The sequence below is a fragment of the Microcoleus sp. PH2017_28_MFU_U_A genome, from assembly GCF_020738035.1.
Taxonomy (GTDB): Bacteria; Cyanobacteriota; Cyanobacteriia; order Cyanobacteriales; family Microcoleaceae; genus Microcoleus.
Genome location: NZ_JAEQCX010000102.1, coordinates 1 through 25364 on the forward strand (window position 1 = coordinate 1; position 25364 = coordinate 25364).

General features: G+C 46.1%; 21 protein-coding genes and 1 pseudogene. 8 read left to right on the top strand and 14 right to left on the bottom strand.

Features of this window, described 5'->3' with window-relative positions:
- Positions 1-455 precede the first annotated feature (455 nt).
- The 7 genes from gcvP to JGK14_RS24385 all read left to right on the top strand — a co-directional run bounded on the left by gcvP (position 456) and on the right by JGK14_RS24385 (position 10086).
- Positions 456-3455: an aminomethyl-transferring glycine dehydrogenase gene (gene gcvP / locus JGK14_RS24355; protein ID WP_293226756.1), complete on the top strand. Its 3000-nt coding sequence runs from the start codon at positions 456-458 to the stop codon at positions 3453-3455.
- 417 nt (positions 3456-3872) lie between these two features.
- The gene (locus tag JGK14_RS24360; RefSeq protein WP_325315587.1) at positions 3873-5276 is read left to right on the top strand and encodes a serine/threonine-protein kinase; all 1404 of its coding nucleotides are present in this window, start codon (positions 3873-3875) and stop codon (positions 5274-5276) included.
- Positions 5277-5942: 666 nt separating this feature from the next.
- The gene (locus JGK14_RS24365; RefSeq protein WP_325315588.1) at positions 5943-6188 is read left to right on the top strand and encodes a hypothetical protein; all 246 of its coding nucleotides are present in this window, start codon (positions 5943-5945) and stop codon (positions 6186-6188) included.
- A gap of 149 nt (positions 6189-6337) precedes the next feature.
- Positions 6338-6583, top strand: a complete 246-nt coding sequence (locus JGK14_RS24370) for a hypothetical protein (protein WP_325315589.1) — start codon at positions 6338-6340, stop codon at positions 6581-6583.
- Positions 6584-6771: 188 nt separating this feature from the next.
- Positions 6772-6999 carry a type II toxin-antitoxin system MqsA family antitoxin gene (locus JGK14_RS24375; protein ID WP_325315590.1) on the top strand — a complete coding sequence of 76 codons (228 nt, stop codon included), beginning with the start codon at positions 6772-6774 and terminating at the stop codon, positions 6997-6999.
- A gap of 31 nt (positions 7000-7030) precedes the next feature.
- The gene (locus JGK14_RS24380) at positions 7031-8398 is read left to right on the top strand and encodes a protein kinase domain-containing protein (protein WP_325315591.1); all 1368 of its coding nucleotides are present in this window, start codon (positions 7031-7033) and stop codon (positions 8396-8398) included.
- The gene (locus tag JGK14_RS24385; RefSeq protein WP_325315592.1) at positions 8398-10086 is read left to right on the top strand and encodes a glycoside hydrolase family 44 protein; all 1689 of its coding nucleotides are present in this window, start codon (positions 8398-8400) and stop codon (positions 10084-10086) included. Before JGK14_RS24380 ends, JGK14_RS24385 begins: the two co-directional genes overlap by 1 nt.
- 43 nt (positions 10087-10129) lie before the next feature.
- Here JGK14_RS24385 and JGK14_RS24390 read toward each other — a convergent pair whose 3' ends face one another.
- The 14 genes from JGK14_RS24390 to JGK14_RS24455 form a co-directional block, all read right to left on the bottom strand.
- Positions 10130-10468, bottom strand: coding sequence for a DUF5615 family PIN-like protein (locus JGK14_RS24390; RefSeq protein ID WP_293216706.1), 339 nt, complete (start codon positions 10466-10468; stop codon positions 10130-10132).
- Positions 10465-10689, bottom strand: coding sequence for a DUF433 domain-containing protein (locus JGK14_RS24395; protein ID WP_293184449.1), 225 nt, complete (start codon positions 10687-10689; stop codon positions 10465-10467). The genes JGK14_RS24390 and JGK14_RS24395 overlap by 4 nt, the downstream gene beginning before the upstream one ends.
- A gap of 41 nt (positions 10690-10730) precedes the next feature.
- Entirely contained in the window at positions 10731-11603 is an 873-nt protein-coding gene (locus JGK14_RS24400) for an MBL fold metallo-hydrolase (RefSeq protein ID WP_293216709.1), read from the bottom strand.
- A gap of 206 nt (positions 11604-11809) precedes the next feature.
- Positions 11810-13060, bottom strand: a complete 1251-nt coding sequence (locus JGK14_RS24405; protein ID WP_293184444.1) for an HhoA/HhoB/HtrA family serine endopeptidase — start codon at positions 13058-13060, stop codon at positions 11810-11812.
- A 142-nt stretch (positions 13061-13202) separates the two neighbouring features.
- Positions 13203-13334 (bottom strand): hypothetical protein, encoded by a 132-nt coding sequence (locus JGK14_RS24410; protein ID WP_293184441.1) that lies wholly within the window; start codon positions 13332-13334, stop codon positions 13203-13205.
- A gap of 556 nt (positions 13335-13890) precedes the next feature.
- Positions 13891-14994: an AI-2E family transporter gene (locus tag JGK14_RS24415; RefSeq protein WP_293184439.1), complete on the bottom strand. Its 1104-nt coding sequence runs from the start codon at positions 14992-14994 to the stop codon at positions 13891-13893.
- 261 nt (positions 14995-15255) lie between these two features.
- Positions 15256-16314, bottom strand: a complete 1059-nt coding sequence (locus JGK14_RS24420) for a D-alanine--D-alanine ligase family protein (RefSeq protein ID WP_293184437.1) — start codon at positions 16312-16314, stop codon at positions 15256-15258.
- Positions 16315-16501: 187 nt separating this feature from the next.
- Positions 16502-16906, bottom strand: coding sequence for a hypothetical protein (locus JGK14_RS24425; protein WP_293184435.1), 405 nt, complete (start codon positions 16904-16906; stop codon positions 16502-16504).
- A gap of 31 nt (positions 16907-16937) precedes the next feature.
- Entirely contained in the window at positions 16938-17837 is a 900-nt protein-coding gene (locus JGK14_RS24430; protein ID WP_293216712.1) for a hypothetical protein, read from the bottom strand.
- Between the two features lie 73 nt (positions 17838-17910).
- Entirely contained in the window at positions 17911-19263 is a 1353-nt protein-coding gene (gene miaB, locus JGK14_RS24435; RefSeq protein ID WP_293216715.1) for a tRNA (N6-isopentenyl adenosine(37)-C2)-methylthiotransferase MiaB, read from the bottom strand.
- A gap of 611 nt (positions 19264-19874) precedes the next feature.
- Positions 19875-21026: a DNA cytosine methyltransferase gene (locus JGK14_RS24440; RefSeq protein WP_293216718.1), complete on the bottom strand. Its 1152-nt coding sequence runs from the start codon at positions 21024-21026 to the stop codon at positions 19875-19877.
- Between the two features lie 165 nt (positions 21027-21191).
- Entirely contained in the window at positions 21192-21620 is a 429-nt protein-coding gene (locus JGK14_RS24445) for a hypothetical protein (RefSeq protein ID WP_293216721.1), read from the bottom strand.
- A 180-nt stretch (positions 21621-21800) separates the two neighbouring features.
- A complete protein-coding gene (locus JGK14_RS24450; protein ID WP_293184425.1) occupies positions 21801-23804 on the bottom strand; it encodes an FHA domain-containing protein in 2004 nt (667 codons plus the stop codon).
- A 311-nt stretch (positions 23805-24115) separates the two neighbouring features.
- On the bottom strand, positions 24116-24643 hold the full coding sequence (locus tag JGK14_RS24455; RefSeq protein WP_293184423.1) for an FHA domain-containing protein: 528 nt from the start codon (positions 24641-24643) through the stop codon (positions 24116-24118).
- Between the two features lie 127 nt (positions 24644-24770).
- Here JGK14_RS24455 and JGK14_RS24460 point away from each other — a divergent pair.
- A pseudogene (locus JGK14_RS24460) lies at positions 24771-25364 on the top strand (RNA-guided endonuclease InsQ/TnpB family protein); the annotation flags it as partial.

Sequence of the window (25364 nt, forward strand, 5' to 3'; positions counted from 1 at the left end):
AGCGAGAAAAGTAATTCCCGACTTCATGAAGGGAATAGAGGAATTGCCGTTTATTCCTGTAGTTTTAGGACTGTGGACTAAAATTACTAACGTAGATGTATAACATTGACTACTTTTGGGTAGCTTTGTCCAGGTTTTTACGAGCGGTTCCTTGATTCTTCCACAATCCGCCAGGGGTTGAAACCCACGGGGCTTTTAGCACAAGTCGTCTAAAGACGACTGATACCAAATCCGACTTAAATACCCCTTTGATCTCTTCGCCAGCTAAAGCAGACTTCGTTTAACTCGCTTTGCGGTTTCAACCACCGACTTTAATCTACAGTCGTCTTCAGACGACTTCTGCTATGAGACAGGGGTTTCAACCCCTGTCGGACTTTGATAGACGCAGAAAATCTTCCTTGTTCTCTTTGCGAAATGTTACAAAGTAATAAGAAATCCATTCAGGAGAATCAGCCTTGGTACTCTACAGCCCGCAAATTGAACCCAACCAACAGCAAAACCTTTCCCCCATCGACGGTTTTGCGGGAAGACATATTGGCCCAACACCCAGCGAAATCCAGCAAATGCTAGATGTTTTGGGTATTTCCAGCCTCGATGAGTTAATTGACAAAACGATTCCAGCGGCGATTCGCATGAATCAACCCCTACAACTTCCCGCAGCCAAAAGCGAGTACGCTGCTTTGGCAGAATTGAAAGAAATTGCTGCTAAAAATCACGTATTTCGATCGTACATCGGGACAGGATATCACAACTGCATCACACCCCCAGTTATCCAGCGCAATATCCTGGAAAATCCCGGCTGGTATACAGCCTACACTCCCTACCAAGCCGAAATTGCCCAAGGGCGATTAGAAGCTTTGCTGAACTTCCAAACCATGATAATCGAGCTCACGGGTTTGGAAATTGCTAACGCTTCCTTGTTGGATGAAGCGACTGCTGCGGCGGAAGCTATGGCGGTGAGTTACGGCGCTAATAAAAATAAAGCAAAAGCGTTTTTTGTCTCGCAAGATTGTCACCCTCAAACCATCGAAGTGGTGCAAACTCGGGCTAAACCGCTGGGAATTGAAGTGATTGTCGGCGACCATCAAAGCTTTGAGTGCGATCGTACTATCTTCGGTGCACTTCTGCAATACCCTGCCACCGATGGCGCAATTTACGACTATAGCGATTTTATTCGATCGGCACATCAAGCCGGCGCCTTAGTCACAGTAGCCGCCGATATTTTGAGTCTTTGCGTGCTCACACCCCCCGGCGAATTCGGCGCTGACATAGCCGTAGGAAGCACCCAGCGCTTCGGAGTGCCGATGGGATTCGGAGGGCCCCACGCAGCCTATTTCGCGACGCGAGAAGAGTTTAAACGGCAAGTTCCAGGGCGAATTGTTGGCGTTTCCAAAGATGCTAACGGCAAATCTGCTTTACGTTTGGCTTTGCAAACTCGCGAACAGCACATCCGCCGCGAAAAAGCAACTAGCAATATTTGTACCGCCCAAGTTTTGCTAGCAGTGATGGCGAGTATGTATGCTGTTTATCACGGCCCGTCTGGACTCCAAGCAATTGCCGAACAAGTACGCAGTTTAACCGCAATTTTAGCATCTGGTCTTGCCAGTTTTGGATACAAAATTGGCGATCGACCTTTCTTTGATACTCTCCGGGTAGAATTGGGAGATAAACCGCTATCGGAAGTTCTCCAAGCCGCTCAAAATCGCCACATTAATCTGCGGGTGTTCGATGAAACAACCGTGGGGATTACTCTGGATGAAACTGTCACGGCGGGCGATGTCAAAGAGTTGTGGAAAATCTTTGCACGGGAGAAGGATTATATCAGGGGTGACGGCGAGAATTCTCTGAGCGTTCCGCTGAATGCAGACGCCTTCACTTCCTATATGATGTTACCTGAGTTTTGCGATCGGACAACCAGTTATCTCACCCATCCAGTTTTCAACAGCTACCATTCCGAAACCGAACTGTTGCGCTATATGCACCGTTTAGAAGCCAAGGATTTATCGCTAAATACATCGATGATTCCCCTAGGTTCATGCACGATGAAATTGAATGCCACAGCCGAGATGGTTCCCGTGACATGGGCGGAATTTGGTAACATACATCCCTTTGCACCGCGCAACCAAACTCGCGGCTATCAAATGATGTTTGTGCAACTCGAACAATGGCTAGCAGAAGTCACCGGTTTTGCCGGAATTTCCTTGCAGCCAAACGCTGGTTCCCAGGGCGAATATGCGGGATTGTTAGTAATTCACCAATACCACGAACACCGAGGCGAATCTCACCGCAATATCTGTTTAATTCCCCAGTCAGCCCACGGTACAAATCCGGCTAGCGCGGTGATGGCGGGGATGAAAGTAGTTGCTGTCGAGTGCGATTCCCAGGGCAATATTGATGTCGCCGACTTGCAAAAGAAAGCCGACAAACACAAAAATGAATTAGCTGCTTTGATGGTAACATATCCATCTACCCACGGCGTGTTTGAGTCGGAAATCAAAGAAATTTGCGAGATTGTCCACAACTGCGGCGGACAAGTTTATATGGACGGGGCTAATATGAATGCTCAAGTTGGTTTGTGTCGCCCCGGTGATTTTGGTGCTGATGTTTGTCACTTGAATTTGCACAAAACTTTCTGTATCCCCCACGGTGGTGGCGGCCCCGGCATGGGGCCGATTGGAGTCATGTCTCATTTGGTGGAATTTTTGCCTTCTACTGATACAGAATTAAGAACTTACCCCCCCCAACCCCCCCTTGCTAAGGGGGGGAGCAAGATAGAATCGTCCCTTGGTAAGGGAGGCGGTGAAATATCGCAATCAGTTGGTGCTGTTTCGGCGGCGCCTTGGGGAAGTGCGAGCATTTTGACTATTTCTTGGATGTACATTCGGATGATGGGAGGAGTTGGTTTAACTGAGGCAACGAAGGTAGCAATTCTGAATGCGAATTACATGGCAAAACGGTTAGAATCTTATTATCCAGTTTTGTACAAAGGTAAATCCGATTTAGTAGCCCACGAGTGTATTTTGGATTTGCGACTTCTCAAAAAAACCGCAGGTATTGAAGTCGATGATATTGCCAAACGCCTGATGGATTATGGCTATCACGCGCCGACAGTTTCTTGGCCAGTTGCCGGTACGGTGATGGTGGAACCGACGGAAAGCGAATCGAAGCAGGAATTAGACCGTTTTTGCGATGCGATGATTGCGATTCGTGGGGAGATTGCCGAGATTGAAAATGGCAATGTTGACGCGCAAAATAACGTCTTGAAAAATGCGCCACACACCGCAGAATCTCTGATGGTTGATGAGTGGAATCATCCTTATACTCGCGCCCAAGCGGCTTATCCGACTCCTTGGACTCGCGAATATAAGTTTTGGCCTGCGGTGGGCCGGATAGATAATGCGTTTGGCGATCGTAATTTCGTCTGTTCTTGTTTGCCAATGGAAGCTTACACTTAAGATTGAAATCCATGTAAATCTCGTTTTACTTCGAGTCTAGATCCCCCTAAATCCCCCTTAAAAAGGGGGACTTTGAGAATGCTTCCGGTTCCCCCCTTGTAGGGGCGGTGCCCCCGTGCCCGCCCTCTTGGCTAGGGCGGATATCCAGGTTTGATAGATGCCGAAATCCACCCCACGAAAGCCCTCAAGAAACCGGGTTTTTGCGACAATACCCAACTGCAACCCAAAAACTCGGAAAAAACCCGGTTTCTGAACCCATGCGAAGACTCCAAGAAACCGGCTTTTTACGACAATACCTAACTAAAACCCAAAAACTCGCAAAAACCCGGTTTCTCAACACCCCACGAAAGCCCTCAACCAAAATTCCCCCATCTCAGCTATAATCAAAACCATCCTCTCCATCCTCACAAACCCGCCATGAGACGCTGGCCCGACGGACAACAACTAGACGACGGCAAATACATCATCGAAGAATACCTAGGTGGCGGCGGATTCGGTGAAACCTACCGCGCTCAAAATCGCCATGAAGGTAGGTCAGTTGCGATCAAAACTCTGAATCTTTTCCAACAATTCCAGCCGGATTTTGCTAAAACACAAAATAAATTCCTCAAGGAAGCAATGTCTTTAGCCAAGTGTCGTCATCCTCATATTGTCGAAGTTTATGATATATTTCGCGAGGGTGATTTCAATTGTATGGTAATGGAATTAATCGATGGGATTGACTTGGCTACCCATCTCAAAGAAAACGGCAGGTTGTCGGAACAAAAAGCTTTGTCAATGATTCAGCAATTAGGCGATGCACTGACTTGCGTCCACAAGCAAAACCTGACTCACCGCGATGTTAAGCCCGAAAATATTATGCTCAGAAAGCGCGGTATAGAAGCAGTTTTGATTGATTTTGGTTTGGCGCGACAGGCGACGTTATCGGGAAAGTTAATGACGAATAGTAGCAGGGGGACTGAGCATTACGCACCCATTGAACTTGCGGAACAACGCCCTCAACTTGGCGCTTATACTGATGTTTATTCTTTGGCAGCGACGCTGTATAATATGCTGACAGATAACAAGCCGATTCCGTCGCCCGGTAGAAAGATTATTGATCCTTTTATTCAGCCAAAACAGTATGATAATAAAATTAGCGACAGGGTGAATGCCGCTATTATCAAAGGGATGGAGTTTGAACCGCAAAATCGCCCGCAGTCGGTGCAGGAATGGTTGGATTTGCTGATACCAAAACCAGTGGTATTGCCATCACCAAAAGTTAGCCCTCAGCCAGCACAAAAATCTTTTGAAATGCCGCCAAAACCAGTGGCTGCTGAGACTACGCGGGTGATTTCAGCCGTGGGGATGGATTATATAAATTTGCGGAATTTATTGGCGGCTAAAAAGTGGAAAGAAGCCGATGAAGAAACGGCGAGAGTGATGTTAAAGGTGGCGGGTAGGGACAAAGAAGGATGGTTGGATGCAGAAAGTATTCAAAAATTCCCCTGCGAGGACTTGCGTACTATTGACCAACTTTGGGTAGAATACAGCAATGGGCGCTTTGGCTTTAGCGCGCAGAAGCGCATCTATCAAAGTCTGGGGGGAACCAGTCAATACGACTCGGAAATATGGGAAAAGTTTGGTGACAAGGTAGGCTGGAGAAAAAATAACGAATGGCCACACTACTACGAGCTCACTTTTTCGGAGACAGCGGTGCAAGCTCACCTCCCTGTCCTGTGTCTATACGGTACGTACAGGTGGCGTAGTTTTGGTGTGTCGGTGGGTGGGAACGAGAAGTTCTCTTCTCTCGCGTCAAGAATTGTAGACTGTAACATCTAAGCGTTACAGGATTTCATCAAGATTTATAACCAAGCCCAAAACCACGAAGCCATGCCCCGTCTTGGTTTCCGACGGGGTTGTCGGGACATAACGAGTAAATAATCAAAGTAAAATCAATCTCAGAAACCGGGTTTCTGCGATAATTTACGCATCATCACCCAGATTCAGGAAGAAACCCGGTTTCTACCTCCCCACCAACAGCCTCCAAACTCCATAAGCACCGCGCAAAATCCAAGAAACCGGGTTTCTACGAGTATCTAAACATCCTCACCGAAATTTAGGAAGAAACCCGGTTTCTGAGCACCGTGCCAAGTCCAAGAAACCGGGTTTCTGCGATAATTTACGTATCATCACCCAGATTCAGGAAGAAACCCGGTTTCTACCTCCCCACCAACAGCCTCCAAACTCCATAAGCGCCGCGCAAAATCTAAGAAACCGGGTTTCTACGAGTATCTAAACATCCTCACCAAGATTTAGGAAGAAACCCGGTTTCTGAGCACCGTGCCAAGTCCAAGAAACCGGGTTTCTGCGATAATTTACGCATCATCACCCAGATTCAGGAAGAAACCCGGTTTCTACCTCCCCACCAACAGCCTCCAGTCTTGGACTATAGCTGTTTGTGTTATGATATATTGAAAAAGCAGATTTTTACTGAGAGGTAAATCGATGTCAACATTAGCATTATCTTTAACCTATACACAACTCCTAGAATTAGTCCAACAACTTCCTAGCGAAAAACAAGCAGAATTATGTGAGTTTTTACTAAAAAATAAGTGGGGCTGGTTAAGTAACTTTACTAAAGATAGCGAAGCAAACGCACGAATGGCTTGTTGGAAGCGCGGAAAAGATTGGGACACGATGACTGAAGAAGAACGCGAAGAATTTATTAACGATGTATTACACGAAGCTTAATCATGTTACCTGTAGTCGTATTTGATACGAATATTTTAATCTCTGCCACTTTATCGCAGAGAAGTAACCCCTATCGGTGTCTACAACTTGCCAAGGATAGTTTAATACAAAGCGAACGACAAATATTCGATAAAATACGAGGTGAATCGATGCCAACATTAACATTCACATTAACCGATGAGCAAGTAATTGAATTAGCTCAAGAATTACCCGATCGCAAAAAACACGAATTATTAAAATTATTGCTGATGCAGCCTTGGGAATCTTGGGCAAAGTTAACTCATGATGGCCCAGAAAAAGCGCGACAGGCTGCTGCCCAAAGGGGGAAAGACTGGGATGGAATGACAGAGGATGAACGAGAAGAATTCATTGATGAATTATTGCATGAGGACTAATGCTAAATAACTTAGTTGTATTTGATACAAATATCCTCATCTCTGCCGTTCTATCGCCTAATAGTAAACCTTAATAGTAGGGTGCGTCAGATTTTGTTACTACTTCAATGATTAAGTTTATTTCTATTGACGCACTTTACAAATTTTGACTTAACAGTATACGTGCCTTAAGCAAGGAGACTTAGTAAATGGTATGCGATATTTGCGGAACAGAAGGTGTGCGAATTCGCCGAATTCCCAGAACCTATGGTAAAGGCAAAGATTTGCTAGTTATAGAAAATATTCCCGTAATAAGCTGTCCTCACTGTGGTAGTAGTTACCTAACAGCCGATACACTGCATGAAATCGACAGAATTAAACGCCAGCGTAAAAGTGTAGCGGTAGAACGTTCTGTAGAAGTCGCTAGTTTTGCTTAGCCAAGTATCACCTTCACAATCATATATTGAAATGACTTCAAAAGTTACCCTCACTATCACCGCAGGTAATCTCAAAGGCCAAGAATTCACCTTTGATACCCGCACAACTTGCATTATCGGCCGCGCTAAAGATTGCTATCCCAATATTCCCGATGACGAAAAACATCGCACGATTTCTCGCTATCACTGTTTGCTAGATATCAATCCTCCTGATATCCGTATCCGCGATTTTGGTAGCAAAAATGGTACTTTTGTGAATGGCAAAAAAATTGGTCAGCGAGAAGCACATCAAACTCCCGAAGAAGCTGCTCAAATTCAATTCCCTGAATACGATTTGAGGGAGGGAGATGAATTTACACTGAGCGATACTTCTTTTCGAGTTGCTGTTGCCCTTGACCCCGAAATTGCCAAAAATCTCCAACAACAATCACCCCCCAGTATTCCCTCAAATCAAGCCAATCTGTGGGAAATGCTGAAAGCTTTTCTGTTCAAAGCTGTGGGCGGTCAAAATAATATTGGAGTTCTCGGTGATTATGTTTTGCTGAAGGAGTTGGGTAAGGGTGGTTTTAGTTTGGTTTATTTGGCGCGACACAAACTAACTAATGAAGAAGTTGCGCTGAAGGTGATGTTACCAAAGGTGGCGGCGAATCAGCGGGCTGTGAATTGGTTTTTGCGGGAAGTTGATAATACTAAATGTTTGAAGCATCCGAATGTGGTAGGATTTAAGGAGTCTGGTTATGCTGATGACACTTTCTTTTTTACGATGGAATACTGTGAGGGTGGCAGTGTTGTCGATTTGATGGCAAAACGCGGTGTCAGCACTTTGCCGATCGCCGAATCTGTAGCTATTATTATACAAGTGTTAGATGGTTTGACTTACACGCATAATGCGGAAATCCCCAATGTCAGACTGGCTGATGGTAGTTTTGCAAAGGGACAGGGTTTGATTCACCGGGATTTGAAGCCGGGGAATATTTTTTTGGCGAATGTGGGAGGGAAACAAGTTGCTAAGATCGGGGATTATGGGTTAGCAAAGGCTTTCGATCAAGCTGGTTTAAGCGGTTTAACTATGAGTGGTAATGCTGTGGGTACGCCGTATTTTATGCCGCGACAACAAGTGCTTGACTATAAGTATGCAAAACCGGAGGTTGATGTTTGGGCGGCGGCTGCTTGTTTGTATGCGATGATTACGGGGTGTTCACCTCGCAATTTTGCAGGATTAGACCCGTTTCGTGCTGTTTTAGATAATGATGTGGTTCCGATTCGCGATCGCACTTCGTCAATCCCTCAACCGCTAGCCACCGTAATCGATCGCGCTTTAATCGACAATCCTGAAATTTATTACAAAAATGCAGTAGATTTTAAACAAGCTCTATTAAACACTATATCACAAAATTAATGAATCCACGATTTTTATGGCTATCTCCCGAAAATAAACCTCGTTGGCTTGTCCTATTTTCCTTGGGCTTAATCGCCGCTTTGGGAATTGTCGCAACAACAGCTTATATCAAAAATGCGATCGCCCAAACAGCCAGTCCCACCTTATCTGTAGACGTGAGGGCCGATCGCCATTCCATCAGTCCCGACATCTACGGTATGAACGATTTTGCCATAGATCCGGCCCTCGCCAAAGAGTTGCGAATTCCGGTGGAACGCTGGGGCGCCAATCACACTAGCCGCTACAACTGGTTAGTCGATTCTTCCAACGTCGGCGATGACTTCTTTTTCGTCGGCGGCGGCGACAACAAAAACCCCATTCCCGGCGATTCGATCGACAAAATTGTCACAACTAACCGCAATAACGGCAGCAAAAGCATCGTTACCATCCCGATGATAGGCTATGTAAATAAGTTTAGCACTTGGAACTGCGGTTTTAGAGTATCCAAATACGGCGCGCAAGAAAAAACCAATCCCTACATTTTTCCCGAAGGCGATAAGTGCGGCAATGGGAAGCGTCCCGACGGCACTTTAATTACTAATAATAACCGCCTTGATGTTAGTATTGTCAGTAACCCAGATTTCCAAAAAGCTTGGGTTCAACATTTAGTTAAAACCCACGGTACTGCCGCTAAAGGTGGTGTCCAAATTTATCAAATGGACAATGAACCAAGCGGTTGGGGAAACACTCACCGCGATGTTCATCCAGAACCGACAAGTTATGACGAATTGCGCGATCGCACTTTCCAATATGCCTCAATGGTAAAAGCCACAGATCCCACCGCTAAGGTACTCGGGCCATCGGATTTTGGCTGGCCGGTTTATGTGGATTCTGGGGTAAAGGGCGATCGCGAAAAACACGGCGGCGTCTGGTTTGCGCGGTGGTACTTGCAGCAAATGCGCGCCTACGAACAGCAAAAAGGTGTTCGCATCCTCGACTATTTTGACGAACACTACTATCCTCTCGTCGATGACCTGTGTTTGGCGAATTGTCCCGCCGGCGATGCTAAGACGCAAGCAGCCCGGTTGCGATCGACTCGTTCTCTGTGGGACAGCACTTATACTGATGAAAGTTGGATTGGTAAATCGAATCCCCCGCTAACAATTATACCCCGGTTTCGAGAGTGGGTTAAGCAAGATTATCCAGGTACAAAAGTCGCCATTACTGAATACAATTGGGGCGGTTTGGAGTCGATGAACGGTGCCTTAACTCAAGCCGAAATCCTGGGGATTTTTGGGCGGGAACAACTGGATTTAGCGACGCTGTGGGGGCCTCCCAAGTCCTCGGAACCGGGGGCTTATGCCTTCCGAACCTACATGAATTATGACGGTAAGGGCAGCAAGTACGGCGATACTTGGGTGCGATCGCAAAGTACAGATCTGGGACAATTGTCAATCTACGGAGCACAACGCACTCAGGATGGTGCTTTGACGCTGGTAATCATTAACAAAACCAGTAAAAACTTGACCAGCAACTTGAGTCTGAAAGGCTTTAACCCAGGTGCCAAAGCTCAAGTTTACACCTACAGCGAGGCGAACTTGCGGGCGATCGTCCGTCAGAACGATTTAAGTGTCAGCGCTGCTGGCTTTCAGGCAACTTACCCAGCTAATTCTATTACTTTGGTTGCCATTCCGAAAGCGAAGGCTTAGTCAGTTGTCAAATCCACTAGCATTGGAATTTTTACTGTGGCGACTAATCCCCGCTAATCTCCACTAACCTTTCACCGGTTCTCAAAAGTTTCAGCGCATCTAACAAATGTGCACTAAGAATCTCTCGCAACCGATCATTTGATGTATTGCCACACGTCAACCAGATAATTTGTGGAGGCGAATCAAGACGATCGACCAAATCAACAAAGTCGCTGTCTTTAGTCATCAAAATAACTCCCTGCGCTTTGGCGGCCTCGAAAATTTCAGGATCTTCAGCATCTCTCAGTCCAATGTCGCGCAAGGCTACCGCTGCTACTCCAAGTGTATTAGTCATCCAGGTTGCGATCGCTGGTGGCAGATGTGCATCTACCCAGATCGTCATGCAACTAACACTGGATGATTAAGTTTACGTGATGCGTACAAAAGAGATGCTTTGAGGTCATCTCTTTCCAAATCGGGCATTTCTTCGAGAATTTGTTCAGCACTCAAACCGGCCGCAAATAAGTCTAGTACATCTGATACCCGAATTCTCATGCCACGAATACAGGGACGACCACTACACTGTCTGGGATTAATTGTGATTCTTGCAAGTAGTTCCAACATTCAAGTTAGTGAGGGTGAACACTTATCTTCATTATATCACATTAAGCATCAACCATCCAATCAATACACTTCTGCATTTGATTTCTCATCGTTTCTCTGTCCGCATCATATCTCCGCCCATGTCCCGGCAACACCCATTCAAACGAGTAATTAGCCAAGTTTCGCATTGATTTGATTTGTTCTGCCCAAGAATACCAACAGGCTGTCCGAAAACCAATCAAATGCTGTAAATTTTCTGACCAAGCGAGATGATCGCCGCTAAACAAAAACTTGTTATTATAAAGTAAAACTGTGTGACCTTTCGTGTGACCGGGTACAGAAATAATCAACAAATCATCAGCTATTTGATGCGGTTCATTGCCAGATAATTGAATTTCCACACTGCGAGTGTCCGCATTTATTTCGTCGGTATGCAAAATGCGATCGCACTCAAAATACTCCCGGTATTTTTGATGGTCTGCCACATCATCCCGGTGAGTTAAATATAGATAGCGAATGCCACCCATTGCTTCGATATTTTTCACTAACGGCGGCACAAAACGCGGAGAATCAACTAAAATATTGCCCTCTGGACGGACAATCAAATAACTAGCAGCCCCGTAGGATTTTTCTGAATGGTAGCCACAGTGGTAAATATTGTCTGTTACCAGTGCTGGCAAGTTTTGTTGAACTTCTTTGATGTTTTTGGGTTTTTCAACAGTGCCGATCGAACTTGTCGGACAAGACAAAAGAGCCGCGAGACCTCGCATGGATGCTGTCTCGTTTGTCGGCTGCTGGTAAACCGCAGATTGTTCTCCGGCTTGAGTAAAGACTTCCGGTGCCATCCACCGACAAGTATCGCAGTCAATGCAGCTACTATCTACGTAAAAATTACCGCTGATATTTTCGGGGCGGCGTAAATTGATGTGAGCCATTTTTTATACCTTTTAATAACAAATCAGGGCTACAAGTCTATCATAAAAAGAATTTGGGGCGGGCTCTCCGGCCCACCCCACAACTATTTTACTTTGATTTAAAATTTGGGGCGGGCTCTCCGGCCCACCCCACAACTATTTTACTTTGTTTGTGGAACGGGCAAGATGCCCGTTCCCAAGCAGACTGCAAACTCAAAGTTTCAATTCTACTGCTGCTTCTGGCCCGCTGGAAAAGCACCAGTTGTCACCGCCACAGTCACAGGTTGTCCGCTGCGGCTCAACTCAAGCTGCATATCCTTGCCTACTGTACTTTTCTCGACAATTTGCTGTACGCTGCCAGCATCGGTGACTTCTGTACCGTTGATTTTTTTGATCACGTCAGCAACGCGCACTCCAGCTTGTGACGCCGGCGAATTTTTTGCAACTCCCATAACTAACACGCCTTTATCTTCAGTCAGCCTCAATTTGGCGTTGGGATTTTTATTGAATTCTGCTTTGACTTCGGGAGTAATGCTCAACATCCGAACGCCGAGATAAGGATGTTCGGCTTTTCCGGTACTGACTAATTGGTTGGCAATTTGTTGCGCCCGATCGATCGGAATCGCAAAACCCAACCCTTGGGCACCTTCAATAATCGCCGTATTCATGCCGATAACTTGACCCCGCTGGTTCAGCAACGGGCCGCCGGAATTGCCGGGATTGATGGCGGCGTCGGTTTGAATAAAGCTGACGCGCTTGTCGGGAACGCCCACATCGGCGCTAGAACGGCCTGTCGCGCTAATAATACCGACTGTCACGGTATTGTCCAAACCGAGGGGATTGCCGATCGCGATCGCCCATTCTCCCGGCTGTAAATCTTCAGATTTACCCAAACTCACCACAGGCAAATCGGTAGCCTCAACTTTAACAACAGCCACATCAGTAACTGTATCTACGCCCAAAACTTTGCCTGCCAATTCACGGCCATCCTTCAGTTTTACCGTCACCGTATCTGCGCCGTCAACAACGTGAGCGTTCGTCAAAATGCGGCCGTCGGAACCAAAAACAAAACCCGAACCAGAGCCTCGTTGTACTCGATTTCCCGGCTGAGGCGCAATGGGGGAATCTGGATCGAAGAAGCGGCGGAATTGTTCGGGAATCTCTTCTGGAGCTTGGTTTTTCACTGTGCGAGACGAGTTAATTCGTACTACTGCCGGGCCGACTTCCTGCACTACTTTAGTCACAAAATTAGAGTCTTGATTCGGCAATATATTTGCAGGTAAAGCTGAGATTGGCGCTGCGCTTGCAGGTTGTTCGGCTTTGATAGCATTAGAACTGCCAGGAACTTGCGAATTTAGGGCGTTGCAGCCGACAGTTGCCGTGGAGCCGAGCAAAACGAGGGATAAAAAAGCAAGTTTTTTCGGCACAGAAAAACGGCGAGAATGTTGAGTTTGATTAGATTTTTTGGGGGTTGACATAGTATTAATTTGGTAGAGAATGGGTGAAAGTTATAATTATGGTTTGGCAGTTTTAGCACTACTGTACAATTAACTTAGAACTCAAGGTTCTTTAATTTTAATTGAAACATTTATCAGATGTGTTTGGGTGGTGGGATTTACCCTACAGGCTGGAGTAGAAACCAGACTGTTGCAGGCAAATTGTTGATTTTAGGTGGTCAGCGCGATCGCCCTGGGTGAGGACTGGCGAATTGCCACACCTGCGATAATACCAACTACGGTAACGGATCCGCATATTCCGCATTTCCTGGAAAATCTTCATGGCCTTGCTACCGGCAGCCCATAACTCAAACAAAAATGTTGGGTTTGTTTCCTTAGCCTGCAATGAAACCGGTGCGTTGCTCGCTCGAAACAGTCGCTCTTTCTTGAGGATTGTCGATGTATCCCTATCCTACGGCTATGAACGTTAATCTAAGGAATGAGAATTAAATAACTTCTACTCTTGAAAGTGGGATGGGCGGGAGAGCCCGTACTTTTTGGACGGGCGGGACGCCCATCCCACAATAACAATTAAAATTGTCAGTTATTTAATTCGCGATCCTAAAATAGTATTATTTTCCGTAGGTTCGATCGCAATACGGTTCACTTAACACTATCCCAAGAGAAGGGGAGCGTTTCAGTTTTGCATTTACAGTGCGAGCGTCCCCGCTCGCGTGCTTGTACAAGCACACGAGCGGGGACGCTCGCACTACCATAAAAAATGCTTCTTGCAAAACTGAGATGCTCCCAAGAGAAGAACGTTAGCTTTCGCGATCCGGAGGAAAGCAAACAGTGTCTATTTTTCATAGTTTTTACCTGTTGGAATCTCCGCTCTCAACTTTATTGGGTTCAATGGAACTAACCGCATCAATTTCCCTCGACTTGTTCCTGGAAGTTTCCAAAATATCAACAGTATTCTTAATAAAACCAGCCATCGGTACAGCAACTAACAAACCTGCTACTCCCGCCACCTTAACTCCCACTAACAGAGACACTAAAATCCACACCGGATTGAGGCCGATAAAACCACCTAATAATCGAGGAGCAACCCCGCTTTCAATTACTTGCTCTATGACTGTCGCGACAGCTAAAACTGTCACACCGAGCCAAAAGTTGCTTAGTGTAATCAGCAAACTGACAACGCAAATACTGAAAGGTGCCCCGAAGGGAATCATCGTCATTACACCGACACCCAAACCGAAAAGCAGCCCGAAGGGAACTCGCAAAATTAAAAAAGCCACCGTCATCGACAGTCCCATCAAACCCGCCAAGGTTGCTTGTCCGACGAAGTAGTTGTGGAAGCTTCGCGCCAGCAACTGTCGCAATTGCAGACTCTGTTTGGAGGGAAACCATTTAAACAATCCTTCCCACACGCGATCGCCATGCAAGAGCAAGTAGAATGTCAGAACTATTGTCAGCAGAAAATTCACCAGACTGTCTGCCGCACCCAAGCCAAATTTGAGGATTTCGCCAGTGAGAGACTGCAATTGAGTTGAAAGTCGATCGCTCAATTGAGTAGTCAAACCGCTAACATCAATGCGAAGATTGCGATTTTCTGCCCACTTATTGAACGCTTCAATCTGTTCTGTACCGGAAACTATCCAAGTTGGGAGTCGAGTAGCGAGTTCAGTGATTTGGTTCAGCAGAATCGGAGCCAGAGTGACACCTAAAACCACCAATATCAGTAAAGTTACGAACAACACCGACAAAACTGCGCGATCGCGCTTCAGCCCGTATTTACGCAGAAAACGCACTGGATAATCTAGCAAAAAAGAGAACACTGTAGCGATTACCAAAACAGTAATCAGAGCGCGAAAATATTCAAACACTAGGAGGGCTAACCAGCAGTTGAGTACCGCTAGAGGGAATAACAGTCCGTAAGTCCACCACTGCGGCAGTTTAGTGAAACGTCTCATTAAGTTAACCAAGTTAAAATTTGAGATGCCAGATGTGAGATTGACGCTGCTATTCGCCGTTCTCCGTTAACGATTTTATGTTGCATTTAGTTATACCAGGCTGCTAAAAATTCCCACTTGCTCTGCTAGTAGCAGAAATTGGGCTGTGGGCAGGTACTCCCTGCCACAACCATGTTATCTCGTTGACGCTGGTATGGATATATTACCTGCGGAATAACTTATTTTTTGCTATTTTTAGGAAAGGAGTTTGAGGCTCACAATTCAAGCTTTTTCGCCGTGCCGTTCGAGAGCTAATTGAATTAAACGGTCTGCTAATTCGGGGAAAGAAATACCATCATGCGCCCACATTTGAGGATACATACTGGTAGCTGTAAATCCGGGGAAAGTGTTGATTTCGTTAATCAAAACTTCTCCGGTTGATTCAACGTAGAAAAAGTCTACCCGCGCTAAACCGGCAGCGTCAATGGCTAAGAATGCTTGCACTGCCATTTCTTGGATTTGCGAGACGATCGCACTGCTGACTTTTGCCGGAATTGAACACTCGGATTGTCCCTCAGTATATTTAGTTTCGTAGTCGTAGAAATCGCTTTGAAAACTAATTTCTCCCACCGTTGAAGCTTTCGGATTATCGTTGCCCAAAACCGCACATTCTAACTCTCTAGCAACCACACCAGCTTCCACAATGATCCGCCTGTCGTAGCTGGCGGCGCCATCAAGAGCGGCTTCTAACTCAGCGCGCGATCGAGCCTTAGAAATGCCCACAGACGAACCCAAATTTGCTGGTTTAATAAAGCAAGGATAGCCCAACTCAGCTTCAATTTTGTCGCACAGTTTGGGGAAAACGCAAGGATTCGACCAGATTTCGGAACGATTGACAGCGATGTATTTTACCTGCGGCAAACCTGCGTTAGCAAAAGCCATTTTCATCGCAATTTTATCCATTCCCATCGCCGAACCCAAAACCCCCGAACCGACAAAAGGAACTTGCAATAATTTCAGCAATCCTTGCACCGTACCGTCTTCACCGTTAGGCCCGTGTAAAACCGGAAACCAAACATCTACTCCATTAAAATTAGGAAATTGCCAAGCTTCTCCTGCTTGTGACTCTATTTCCAGAGGTTTGCCGGCGGCTAAGACTTGCTGCGGTAATGTTCCCGACAGCCAGCGGCCGTCTTTTTGGATGTAAAAGGGCAGAACTTCGTATTTAGAAGCATTTTCGTCAGCAGCGAGGGCACGGGCGATCGCCCTTGCCGAACTAATAGAGACTTCATGTTCGCCCGATCGCCCGCCGAAGAGTAACCCGATCCGCATCTTCGTCATTTTTCCATACTCCCGATACTTTTTGATAAATATACACGCAGAGAGCGCAGCCAACGCAGAAATGAACGCTTTAAGACTACCTATCCCCTCCCTTCCACTCTTCCTCTGTGTCCTCTGCGCTCTCTGCGGTAAAAAAATATATCTTGTTAAAAGACTCCGAGACTCTAGCAAATATTATCTATGGAGGTTACTGGGGCTGTATTGGTTTCACAAAACTGCTGTTAGCCGGCACAAAACAATTACTCGGCGCGCCGGTACCCTCACTTTTTTCTATAAAAAACCAAGGTTGACGTTGGGCATCGTACAAAACCCCCAATCCGCTAGGGCCCAGATAGATTTCAAAATTCTGCCCTGGTTTCAAAGTACCAACTACAGGCCAACTGCCAATATTTAAATTTACCTTGCTTCCAGGGTCTTCTATTTCCTGAATAGAGTGCGGGCCCATGCGACATTTAACACCGTTGGGGTCTGAATCTGTGGCTTCCCAATATCGGTGAGATGTTCTTTTATACTCTCCACGTTCGTTTGGCTGCGGCAATTCCACTTGAGGAATTGAATTTTGCGTCTTGTCAAATTCAGAATTTTGTGTCATGTTATTTAGACTCTTTTTTCGTATTAGAGTTTTATTGCGGTGTTCCAGCCAGCCACAAAGCTAAATTGCGGACATAAGTTTTGATATCATCTAAAGCCTGTGACTCTGTTTGCATAGTGTTTCCCGGCGGTTCAGTCACAAAGCTTGGACAACCCATATCCAAATTCCAATTATAATCGCAGAAGTGATGAAAAGTCGATTGAGCCACTCCACGTCCGAGCTGATTTCCGATCGTATCGGGAGGCCACTCGAAAGCAACAGCGAGGTTAAAAATGCGATCGCTCACCAAACTTTTCCCTTGTGCAATTACCCTACCGTACTGATCGCCTGGGGGGACACCCACAGCACCTTCGTGGGGATGAGCCGGAAAAAACTCGATCGCTTCCCCAGAAGCACCAGACCTTTTCAAAAGAGAATGCACCGGATCGATCGCGATAATTCTCTGATAATTCCCATTGCGTCCAGAATGATAGTTAGGCCAAGAAATATTAGTAGTATCAACATCATCTATGCAATGTTTCGATGGATCTGGATCGGGATTTTTAGTTTGAAAAAAATGTGCAGCCCCCACACCAGAAATAGTGCAGATAGACGAACCTAAATCTTGATGGTCGCGAGTTGCCAAAATCCCCCCGCCCCGTTGGTGAAAAGCCTTAATTCCCGCACAATCTTTTTCAGTCAAACCGTCTCCTACATCAACAGCAAACAGCCACAGCTCGTCAAATATTGATTCTCCCAAACTGCTTAGGATTGGGTCATTCCCTTCTATATTTGATTCGCGGTTTCTTGCCGTTACTTGAAATAATTGATTTCCCCGATCGTCCTTCAGATTAGCCAAATAGTCTCGCAACAAAGAGAAACGCTCGATACTCCAGTCATCCTCAGTTGTTGGAATCGTTGTTTGCAGTAAAATGCGAATTGGTTTTTCCATTTTAATCAGGGGAACGGGGAATAGTTTTGAGTTAGTGGATATGGAAGGGAGGAAAAGAAATTAAATTCGCAATCTAATTTAGATTTTCCAGCATTTCGCCAGTCAAACTAAAAGCGCGAATATCAGTAATTTTAACACGCACAATCTTACCAGCCAATTGTGCAATATCCCCCTTAAAAAATGTGAGACGATTGCCGCGAGTGCGCCCCATCACCTGAGTTGGATCTTTGAGATTTTGGACTTCCACCAAAACCTCCTCCGTGCGCCCGAAATAGCGCTGCGATCGCTCCATAGCCGTTGTTGTCACGACATGATTGATACGTTGCAGGCGATCGGCTTTTACCTCCTCACTCAACTGATTTTCCCACAACGCAGCAGGCGTTCCCGGGCGAGGCGAATAAGCAGCAGTATTCACCAAATCAAAACCAACATCTTCGATCAACTTCAGAGTCTTCTCAAACTGCGCCTCCGTCTCCCCAGGAAACCCGACAATCGCATCAGCCGTAATCGAAGCATCAGGCATATAACGGCGAATCATATCAACAATTCGCAGATATTTCTCCTGAGTATAACCCCGAGACATCGCCTTCAGAATCTCATTATCTCCCGACTGAAAAGGCACGTGAAAATGTTCGCAAACCTGCGGCAACTCCGCACAAGCCTTAATCAATCGTTCATTAAAATAGCGAGGGTGGCTAGTAGCAAAACGCAGGCGATCGACACCAGGAACATCCTGCACAAAATAAAGCAAATCAGTCAAAGTATGCAGGTTGCTACCATCCGGTTTCGTCCCCGGCAAATCGCGCCCGTAAGCATCAATATTCTGCCCCAACAAAGTTACTTCCTTGTAACCTTGACGGCCCAACTCCTCCATTTCAGCCCGAATTGCCTCCGGCATTCGCGACTGTTCAACCCCGCGAACATTTGGCACAACACAATAAGTGCAGCGTTCATTGCAGCCATAAATTACATTCACCCAAGCAGTCACATGGCTGTCGCGACGAGGCTTAGTAATATCCTCCATAATCTCCACAGCTTCCGTCGCCACAACTTGATTTCCCTGGAAAACTTGTTCCAGCAAATCTTCAAGTCGATTAGCGTGTTGCGGGCCCATTACTAAGTCCAATTCCGGCACTCTCCGTAACAGCGCCTCACCTTCCTGTTGCGCCACGCATCCAGCTACAACTAAAGTCAAACCCGGTTCTTTACGCTTGCGATGAGCTTGCCTTCCGAGGTTAGAATAAACTCTTTGTTCGGCATTATCGCGAATGGTGCAAGTATTGTAGAGAATCAAACTAGCGTCGTTCGGGTCTTCCGAGAACTCAAAGCCCATATTTTCCAGAATGCCAGCCATCCGTTCGGAGTCGGCTTTGTTCATCTGGCATCCGAAAGTGGTAATGTGATAGCGGCGGGGTTTAACAGTCATGGCGAATTGCAGGAAAATAAAAAATCTAGGTTTTCAACCTTAACCAACTATTATATAACAAGTCTCAACCCTTTGTGAACTTTTCTTGTTCTTAATTTATTGAAAAACAACTTTCACAAACCTTTAGGGTGTGTGAGGCGCGGCGATTAATACCATTGCTAAGAATTATTGCTCCAATATATTTTGGGGTTTCTTTACAATAGCTGGGTGCTGCTGGTGCGTCGCTATTAGATTGTCGATTTTGAAGCAGAGATTTATCGCAGGCGACACACCCTACGCCTCAACCTTTACAATAGCTGGGTGCTGCTGGTGCGTCGCTATTAGATTGTCGATTTTGAAGCAGAAATTTATCGCAGGCGACACACCCTACACCTCAACCTTTACAATAGCTGGGTGCTGCTGGTGCGTCGCTATTAGATTGTCGATTTTGAAGCAGAGATTTATCGCAGGCGACACACCCTACACCTCAACCATTGGTAAATTTTTATTTTTCTCAGTTCATTTGAAAAAGGGCTTCCACAAATATGTAGGGTGTGTGAAGCGCGACGATTAATTTGCGCCACTGACAATCAATCTTCAACCGCGCTTCACGCACCAAAACTCTAATTAACTCAACACTTGTATTGTGTCTTTAAAAATACAAGGATTGTTTGAGCAATAGCCTGGGAAGTCAAATAAGGAACCCCATTACCAACAGTTTTAAACATATTAGTCAGCGTCATATTATTCGGCAGCGCAAACTCTTTTGGGAGCGACTGAACGGCAAGTGTTTCTGCAACAGAAAGCCTGCGAACTTTGTAAGGGTGCAAATGAACTTCATTATTCCCGTAACAAGCAGTCGGCGAATAGCGCCAGCGGTGGAGGCGCTTGAAAGATTTTTTTGAATCGTCTCCCTCCTCCACCTCCGCAAACCTTTTAATACCTGCTCTCGGTTGAAAATAATGTTCAGCGTTGGGATGGTTGAGAACATCATTTTTTTGAAACCAAAACTCAACTGTTAATTCTTGGGTGATGCCATCGGGACAAGGCAAAAAACCATCGCGTACAAAAGCATTTCTTTCAGACCAAGGATGACAAAAAACTTCTGATTTGGGATATAATATCTGAGTTTCCCAGGGGAATAAATTTTCAGGTAACATTGGGCTGGTTTCATCTAGAATAATCCCCAGATTTTTGACAAGATTTTTTTTAAAGCCAATCAAAATAATTCGGTCTCTATCCTGCGGTACTCCATATTCGATCGCATTTATTAAACGTTCCACAAAAAAATATTCCGAATCAGCCAACTTAAGCTTGAGTTCGTCGTAAAAAGCTTTATGTTTTTTTGTCCTCCACAAACCTTTGACATTTTCAAACAAAAAGAAATCCGGCTGCTGCTGGCAAATCAATTCAATGTAGGAAGCTGAAAGTTTGCCTTTATCTCCTTCCTGCCCTCGGTTTTTACCACCCACAGAAAAGTCTGGACAAGGCGGCCCCGCGATAAATCCCACAATATCGTGATGCTGGCGGGCATCCTGCATCAATTCCCGCAGGCGAGAAGCTGTTTTTCCCCCTACAAGTTGAGTGACATCTGCTTCCTCGCCTTCGCAGTATCCGTATTCTGGTAGCGGCAAATTCAGGCACTGCCGAGAGTAGCGGTATGCTTGCATGAAAGGTGGGAAAATTTCATTGACATAGGCTACATGAAACCCATTTAATTCAAAACCGAGGTCAAGGAATCCCGAACCGGAAAAAAAGGAGAATATACAGGGAGAACGGTACATTAAATCATCCCAGTTATTTTAAACTAAGCTTACTATAAATTCCGTTGGGCTTGCACCTGACTATTGCTAAAAGTCGCAGAACCCCGCGCCGGACACGGCAGTGCCGTTTCCCTACTCAAATATGGGCAACCACGGAGGGATTGCCCCTACAAATTCCAATAATTCTTAAAACCATTGGCCGCCTCGGAAACGCCAGTAGGGAAACAAAATCCGCATTAGTGTTTGGGATGCCAGATAAATAGCCAGCCACACTAAACTGTAATGCAATGCAAAAGCTGTTAAGTCAAAATTTTCTCGCGGTATTCCCGGCAAACCGATAATTTTAATTAAAAATAACACAAAAAGTGCTTCCCAAATCCCGGCGATTAATTGAAATGCGCCGGGCCAATCTCGATCCCAGCGAAACTGCTGGATGTAGATATATAAGATATCCCAGCCGATGCCAAAAATTGCTACATAACCTAAAATTAAGAAAAAGATTGCACCTGATGTGGAAGTGATTAAACCTAGAAAAAATGGCAGGGTTACTAAAACGCCGATGGTTGCAAATAGCAGTAACCGAGTTTGCCAGCGGCCGAATAAGGTGGGGGTCATTCGATTTTAGATTTTAGATTTTGGATTTTAGATTGGGGATTTTGAATTTTGGATTGGGGATTGGCGATTTTGAATTGGTGATTTTGAATTGGGGATTGGGGATTGGGATTTGAGGTTGAATGCGAAGCTCTTTTACATCCGTTAAATCCGCTACAAAATCCGTTACCGAACTTTTTCAATTTAGCCGGGAGATTTATTTAAAATCCACTTTGACCATTGTAGGAACGATCGCCAAACGCTCAATTTCCCAACACCCGGAACTCCGTTAGCTGCCAGACTTTCAACGGAACGCAGGGCGGCGTATTGCAAGCCCAAAAAGCTGTCTACGGGCGCGTAAGGCCCGCCCAAAGTAATCGCGCCCGCTGCGTACACCCGCCCTTCTGGGTTGTTGGGGGAGGCGTTCCGCAATTCGGGCACTTCAAAATCGTTGTTAACACTCAAACGCCCCAAATTGTTGAGGGGAAGATTGTATTGAATTACCAAATCCTCTAGCAGGGGACTGGTTTTTACCTTAGCGTCCAAACCCGTCGCGTCAATAATAAAATCAGCTTGTAACTTAATTTGCCCTTTGAGATCCTTTTCTTGAATGTAAGTCACGGTGCGGTTTTGACTGTCGCGCTCGACTCGCTCGACTTCCCCGAAGGTAATTTGATACCATCCTTGACTTAAACCTTCTTTGACTATCCGCCGCCAGTCGCTGCGATTGGCTGTGGTAGTGCCGCCCCAGTCTCCGAGAAACTGCGGGCGAAATTCGGGTTTGGCTTTTTCCAAAAGTACGCGGAGTTCGCCGCCCCAACAGGCTTTGGGCCAGTTGAAAGGTTGAAATTCATAGTGATTTTCGACGACTCGCACGGTGAGGTTAAATTTGTTACCTTGAGGTTTGGGCGATCGCATCAAATGCAATACTTGAATGTTGGCATTTCGCTGTCGCGCTTCATAAATTCGCTGCACCACCCGCGAAGCCACAATTCCCCGCCCTCTAATTAAAACGCTGCCGCCCCTCGCCTCCAACTTTTCGTAAACGCCGTCGTGACTTTCGTAAGCGTTGACAACCGACTCAAAATCCTGGGTTTTTTCGCGATATTCTTGCAAGTCGGGCAAAAATTGAATGGCGGGATAGCCGGTGGCTAAGTGTACGTATTTGGCGATTAAAAAAGCACGATCGCGCTGGTTGGCATTCGATCGAGAATAAGCGATCGCGTACCTACCGTCATCTGTCTGGCGAATCGCCCGCACTCTCCCGTAGCGAAACATCTGATTCCACCCGATACGCACAGTTTCCCTGTCAATCGAATCAAACACATTCCCGGCGCGCGGCGTATAAGTTTCGGCAAAAGTCGGTTCCGCAAACACCTGCCACATCAACTTCAGCGACACCATCAACCGCCCTTTCCGCAATTCCTGCCAAGCTTCCCGCACAGCATAGGGAGGCCAGCCCCAAATGTTGTCTGGACACGAGTCAGAATTCGATCGCAGCCTTTCCCTGAGCGGAATTTGAGAATTCAGGCACAACCGACGGTAACGGGCGTAAGGTTGCTCTTCCATGCCCAGAACGGCAATTCGATCGACCTTCACGCCGCAAATTCTCAGCAAATCCACCCAAATCAAGCTGCCCAAACCGCCACCAACAGCAGCCCAATCAATTTCTTCAACCGGGAGTCCCATAGATTGGATCGATCGCATTGTGACTTGATTTGCCTGCAAAAATGCGATCGGCGGAAATTCTCCCCTACTATTTGTTTGAGGCACCGGCGACACCATGGGCTGCCCCAACGCGGGGTCTGGCCTATTGGTCTGCGGGTTAAAGAAAATGTGAGAATTGACAGACTGGGTTTCTGTGGAATTAACAGTAAATGAAATGGCTATCTTGTAGGGCCCGATTTGCAGCATATCGCCATTTGCCAGCACGCACCGGGTTTGGCGGGTGCCGTTGACAAAAGTACCGTTGCGACTGCCGGTGTCAGTAACTACAATACTGTCGCCTTCGGTGGCAATCACAGCGTGAAACCGAGACACTTGACTGCTTTTGAGGGGAATTCGAGAAACTCGCTCACCGTTGATGGTGGAGGGCATACCTTCAAAAATACGTCCCAAAGCGATGGGCAATTCGAGTATCGGGGAGCGACAATCCCCCGTAGCTGTATCTTTCCAAGTAAGTCGCAGGTGCAAGGGTTGAGGATTCATTATTATTTTTTAAACATTAGCCGTCGGCTTTGAGCTTTCTGGGAAAAAAGATTTTTGAATTTGAGAGATTTGATTTGATCTCGGGGCCTATCTCAAAAACTTTAATAGTTTTAGGTGCATGGGGGCTAGAAACCGAGAATATCTGTAGATTTCTCGTTATTTCGCCCCTGATATTTGAGATTTTCGATTGAATGCAGTCCCAAAAGTGTCAAGAAGTAAAAATTAGATGCCGTTGCCAGCAAGATCCTAGCATTGGCGATCGCGCGATCGAACAAAAGAGCGATCGCGCGATTCTGGCTTTTTCTCTTCCCTCAAGGAGACAGCACCACACTCGCCGCCGCCGCCAAAGAAGTACCGCACCACGGACACCCCGCACTCAACTGCGCGTAAGGCGAAACGCGGCTGCACTTGGGACACTGCAAACCGTAAATAGAAGGCTGCGTCGGCGGGGAAGAAATTTGCACCGGAGGCGCCCCAAGCAAAACTGTCAGCGGCGCGGCTAAGTGCACCTCAGTTACATTCACCTCGATTTCCACTTGGCCTAAATGGATGCGGCTGTCGGATTTCAATATTGCTTCGCCCGAGGCGAGAATTTTTCCGTCTACCAGGGGCGGATTGCTGGCGCGCAAATTCCGCACTGCATACTCCTGCAATTCGCGATTAAAAAATATTTCGACGTGCAACCCCGATACGCTCGAATCCGAAAATACTATATCGCACTGCGCTGGGTCGCGTCCGAGTCTCACGCTTCCCGGGTTTTTGCTTGGCTGTTCGTTTAGAATCGTCTGAGTTTGACGAACCCCAGCCTCTGTCCATGTTAAATTTAGCTGGTTTGTCATCGTTTTATAAGAAATACCGTGAAAACCCTGGGACTTTAGTCCAGGGATGAAAGGGCATTGCAGGATTGATCCTGCCAGTTAAATATTTACCAATTCTAGTAAAATCAATCAAGGAGGGTAAAAAAAGATGTACGCAGTACAAAGAGACCTTTGGCATTTAACAGGACTCGACAAAATCATTGTCGAGCAACTGTTGAGGTGGTCAAACAATCTGTTTAATGTCGGGACTTACGAAAGTCGGCAACGGTACTTTAAGGACAAAGGTACAATTAAATACCCAGATTTGTACAAAATTGCCAAAGGCAACGAGAATTACGGCTTACTCTACTCGCAAGTCGCGCAACAATCTTTAAAATCAGTCGCTGAATCCTTCAGCTCTTTCCGAACCCTACAAAAGTTAGCCAAGAAAGGAGAGCTTAATCAAAAACCGAGGCTACCCAAATACAGAACTAAAGGGGCGATGTACCAAGTTTCCTATCCTGGTCAAGCTTTAAAAATAGTGGGTAATCGGGTACGGTTGCCTTTGGGAACCAAAGGGAAAGAACACTTTGGGACAGATGCTCTCTGGGTGACTTTACCAGAAAGACTGAAAGATTGCCAGATTAAAGAACTCAGGCTAATTCCTAGAAATGGCGAAGTCTGGCTTGAGTATGTCTATGAAAGTCTAACTGAACAAGCCGCTAGTTGTAGTCTGGAAGTAACAGGGGTTTTGGGAATCGAC

Excerpts from the sequence above, each read along its gene's own strand:
- JGK14_RS24455 (WP_293184423.1), bottom strand. The coding sequence starts at position 24,643 with ATGACAAACCAGCTAAATTTAACATGGACAGAGGCTGGGGTTCGTCAA.
- JGK14_RS24380 (WP_325315591.1), top strand. The coding sequence starts at position 7,031 with ATGACTTCAAAAGTTACCCTCACTATCACCGCAGGTAATCTCAAAGGC.
- JGK14_RS24410 (WP_293184441.1), bottom strand. The coding sequence starts at position 13,334 with ATGCGGATCCGTTACCGTAGTTGGTATTATCGCAGGTGTGGCAATTCG.
- JGK14_RS24360 (WP_325315587.1), top strand. The coding sequence starts at position 3,873 with ATGAGACGCTGGCCCGACGGACAACAACTAGACGACGGCAAATACATC.
- JGK14_RS24405 (WP_293184444.1), bottom strand. The coding sequence starts at position 13,060 with ATGTCAACCCCCAAAAAATCTAATCAAACTCAACATTCTCGCCGTTTT.
- JGK14_RS24425 (WP_293184435.1), bottom strand. The coding sequence starts at position 16,906 with ATGACACAAAATTCTGAATTTGACAAGACGCAAAATTCAATTCCTCAA.
- JGK14_RS24385 (WP_325315592.1), top strand. The coding sequence starts at position 8,398 with ATGAATCCACGATTTTTATGGCTATCTCCCGAAAATAAACCTCGTTGG.
- miaB (WP_293216715.1), bottom strand. The coding sequence starts at position 19,263 with ATGACTGTTAAACCCCGCCGCTATCACATTACCACTTTCGGATGCCAG.
- JGK14_RS24415 (WP_293184439.1), bottom strand. The coding sequence starts at position 14,994 with ATGAGACGTTTCACTAAACTGCCGCAGTGGTGGACTTACGGACTGTTA.
- JGK14_RS24370 (WP_325315589.1), top strand. The coding sequence starts at position 6,338 with ATGCCAACATTAACATTCACATTAACCGATGAGCAAGTAATTGAATTA.
- JGK14_RS24420 (WP_293184437.1), bottom strand. The coding sequence starts at position 16,314 with ATGACGAAGATGCGGATCGGGTTACTCTTCGGCGGGCGATCGGGCGAA.
- JGK14_RS24445 (WP_293216721.1), bottom strand. The coding sequence starts at position 21,620 with ATGACCCCCACCTTATTCGGCCGCTGGCAAACTCGGTTACTGCTATTT.
- JGK14_RS24365 (WP_325315588.1), top strand. The coding sequence starts at position 5,943 with ATGTCAACATTAGCATTATCTTTAACCTATACACAACTCCTAGAATTA.
- JGK14_RS24395 (WP_293184449.1), bottom strand. The coding sequence starts at position 10,689 with ATGTTGGAACTACTTGCAAGAATCACAATTAATCCCAGACAGTGTAGT.
- JGK14_RS24375 (WP_325315590.1), top strand. The coding sequence starts at position 6,772 with ATGGTATGCGATATTTGCGGAACAGAAGGTGTGCGAATTCGCCGAATT.
- JGK14_RS24400 (WP_293216709.1), bottom strand. The coding sequence starts at position 11,603 with ATGGCTCACATCAATTTACGCCGCCCCGAAAATATCAGCGGTAATTTT.
- JGK14_RS24430 (WP_293216712.1), bottom strand. The coding sequence starts at position 17,837 with ATGGAAAAACCAATTCGCATTTTACTGCAAACAACGATTCCAACAACT.
- JGK14_RS24450 (WP_293184425.1), bottom strand. The coding sequence starts at position 23,804 with ATGAATCCTCAACCCTTGCACCTGCGACTTACTTGGAAAGATACAGCT.
- JGK14_RS24440 (WP_293216718.1), bottom strand. The coding sequence starts at position 21,026 with ATGTACCGTTCTCCCTGTATATTCTCCTTTTTTTCCGGTTCGGGATTC.
- JGK14_RS24390 (WP_293216706.1), bottom strand. The coding sequence starts at position 10,468 with ATGACGATCTGGGTAGATGCACATCTGCCACCAGCGATCGCAACCTGG.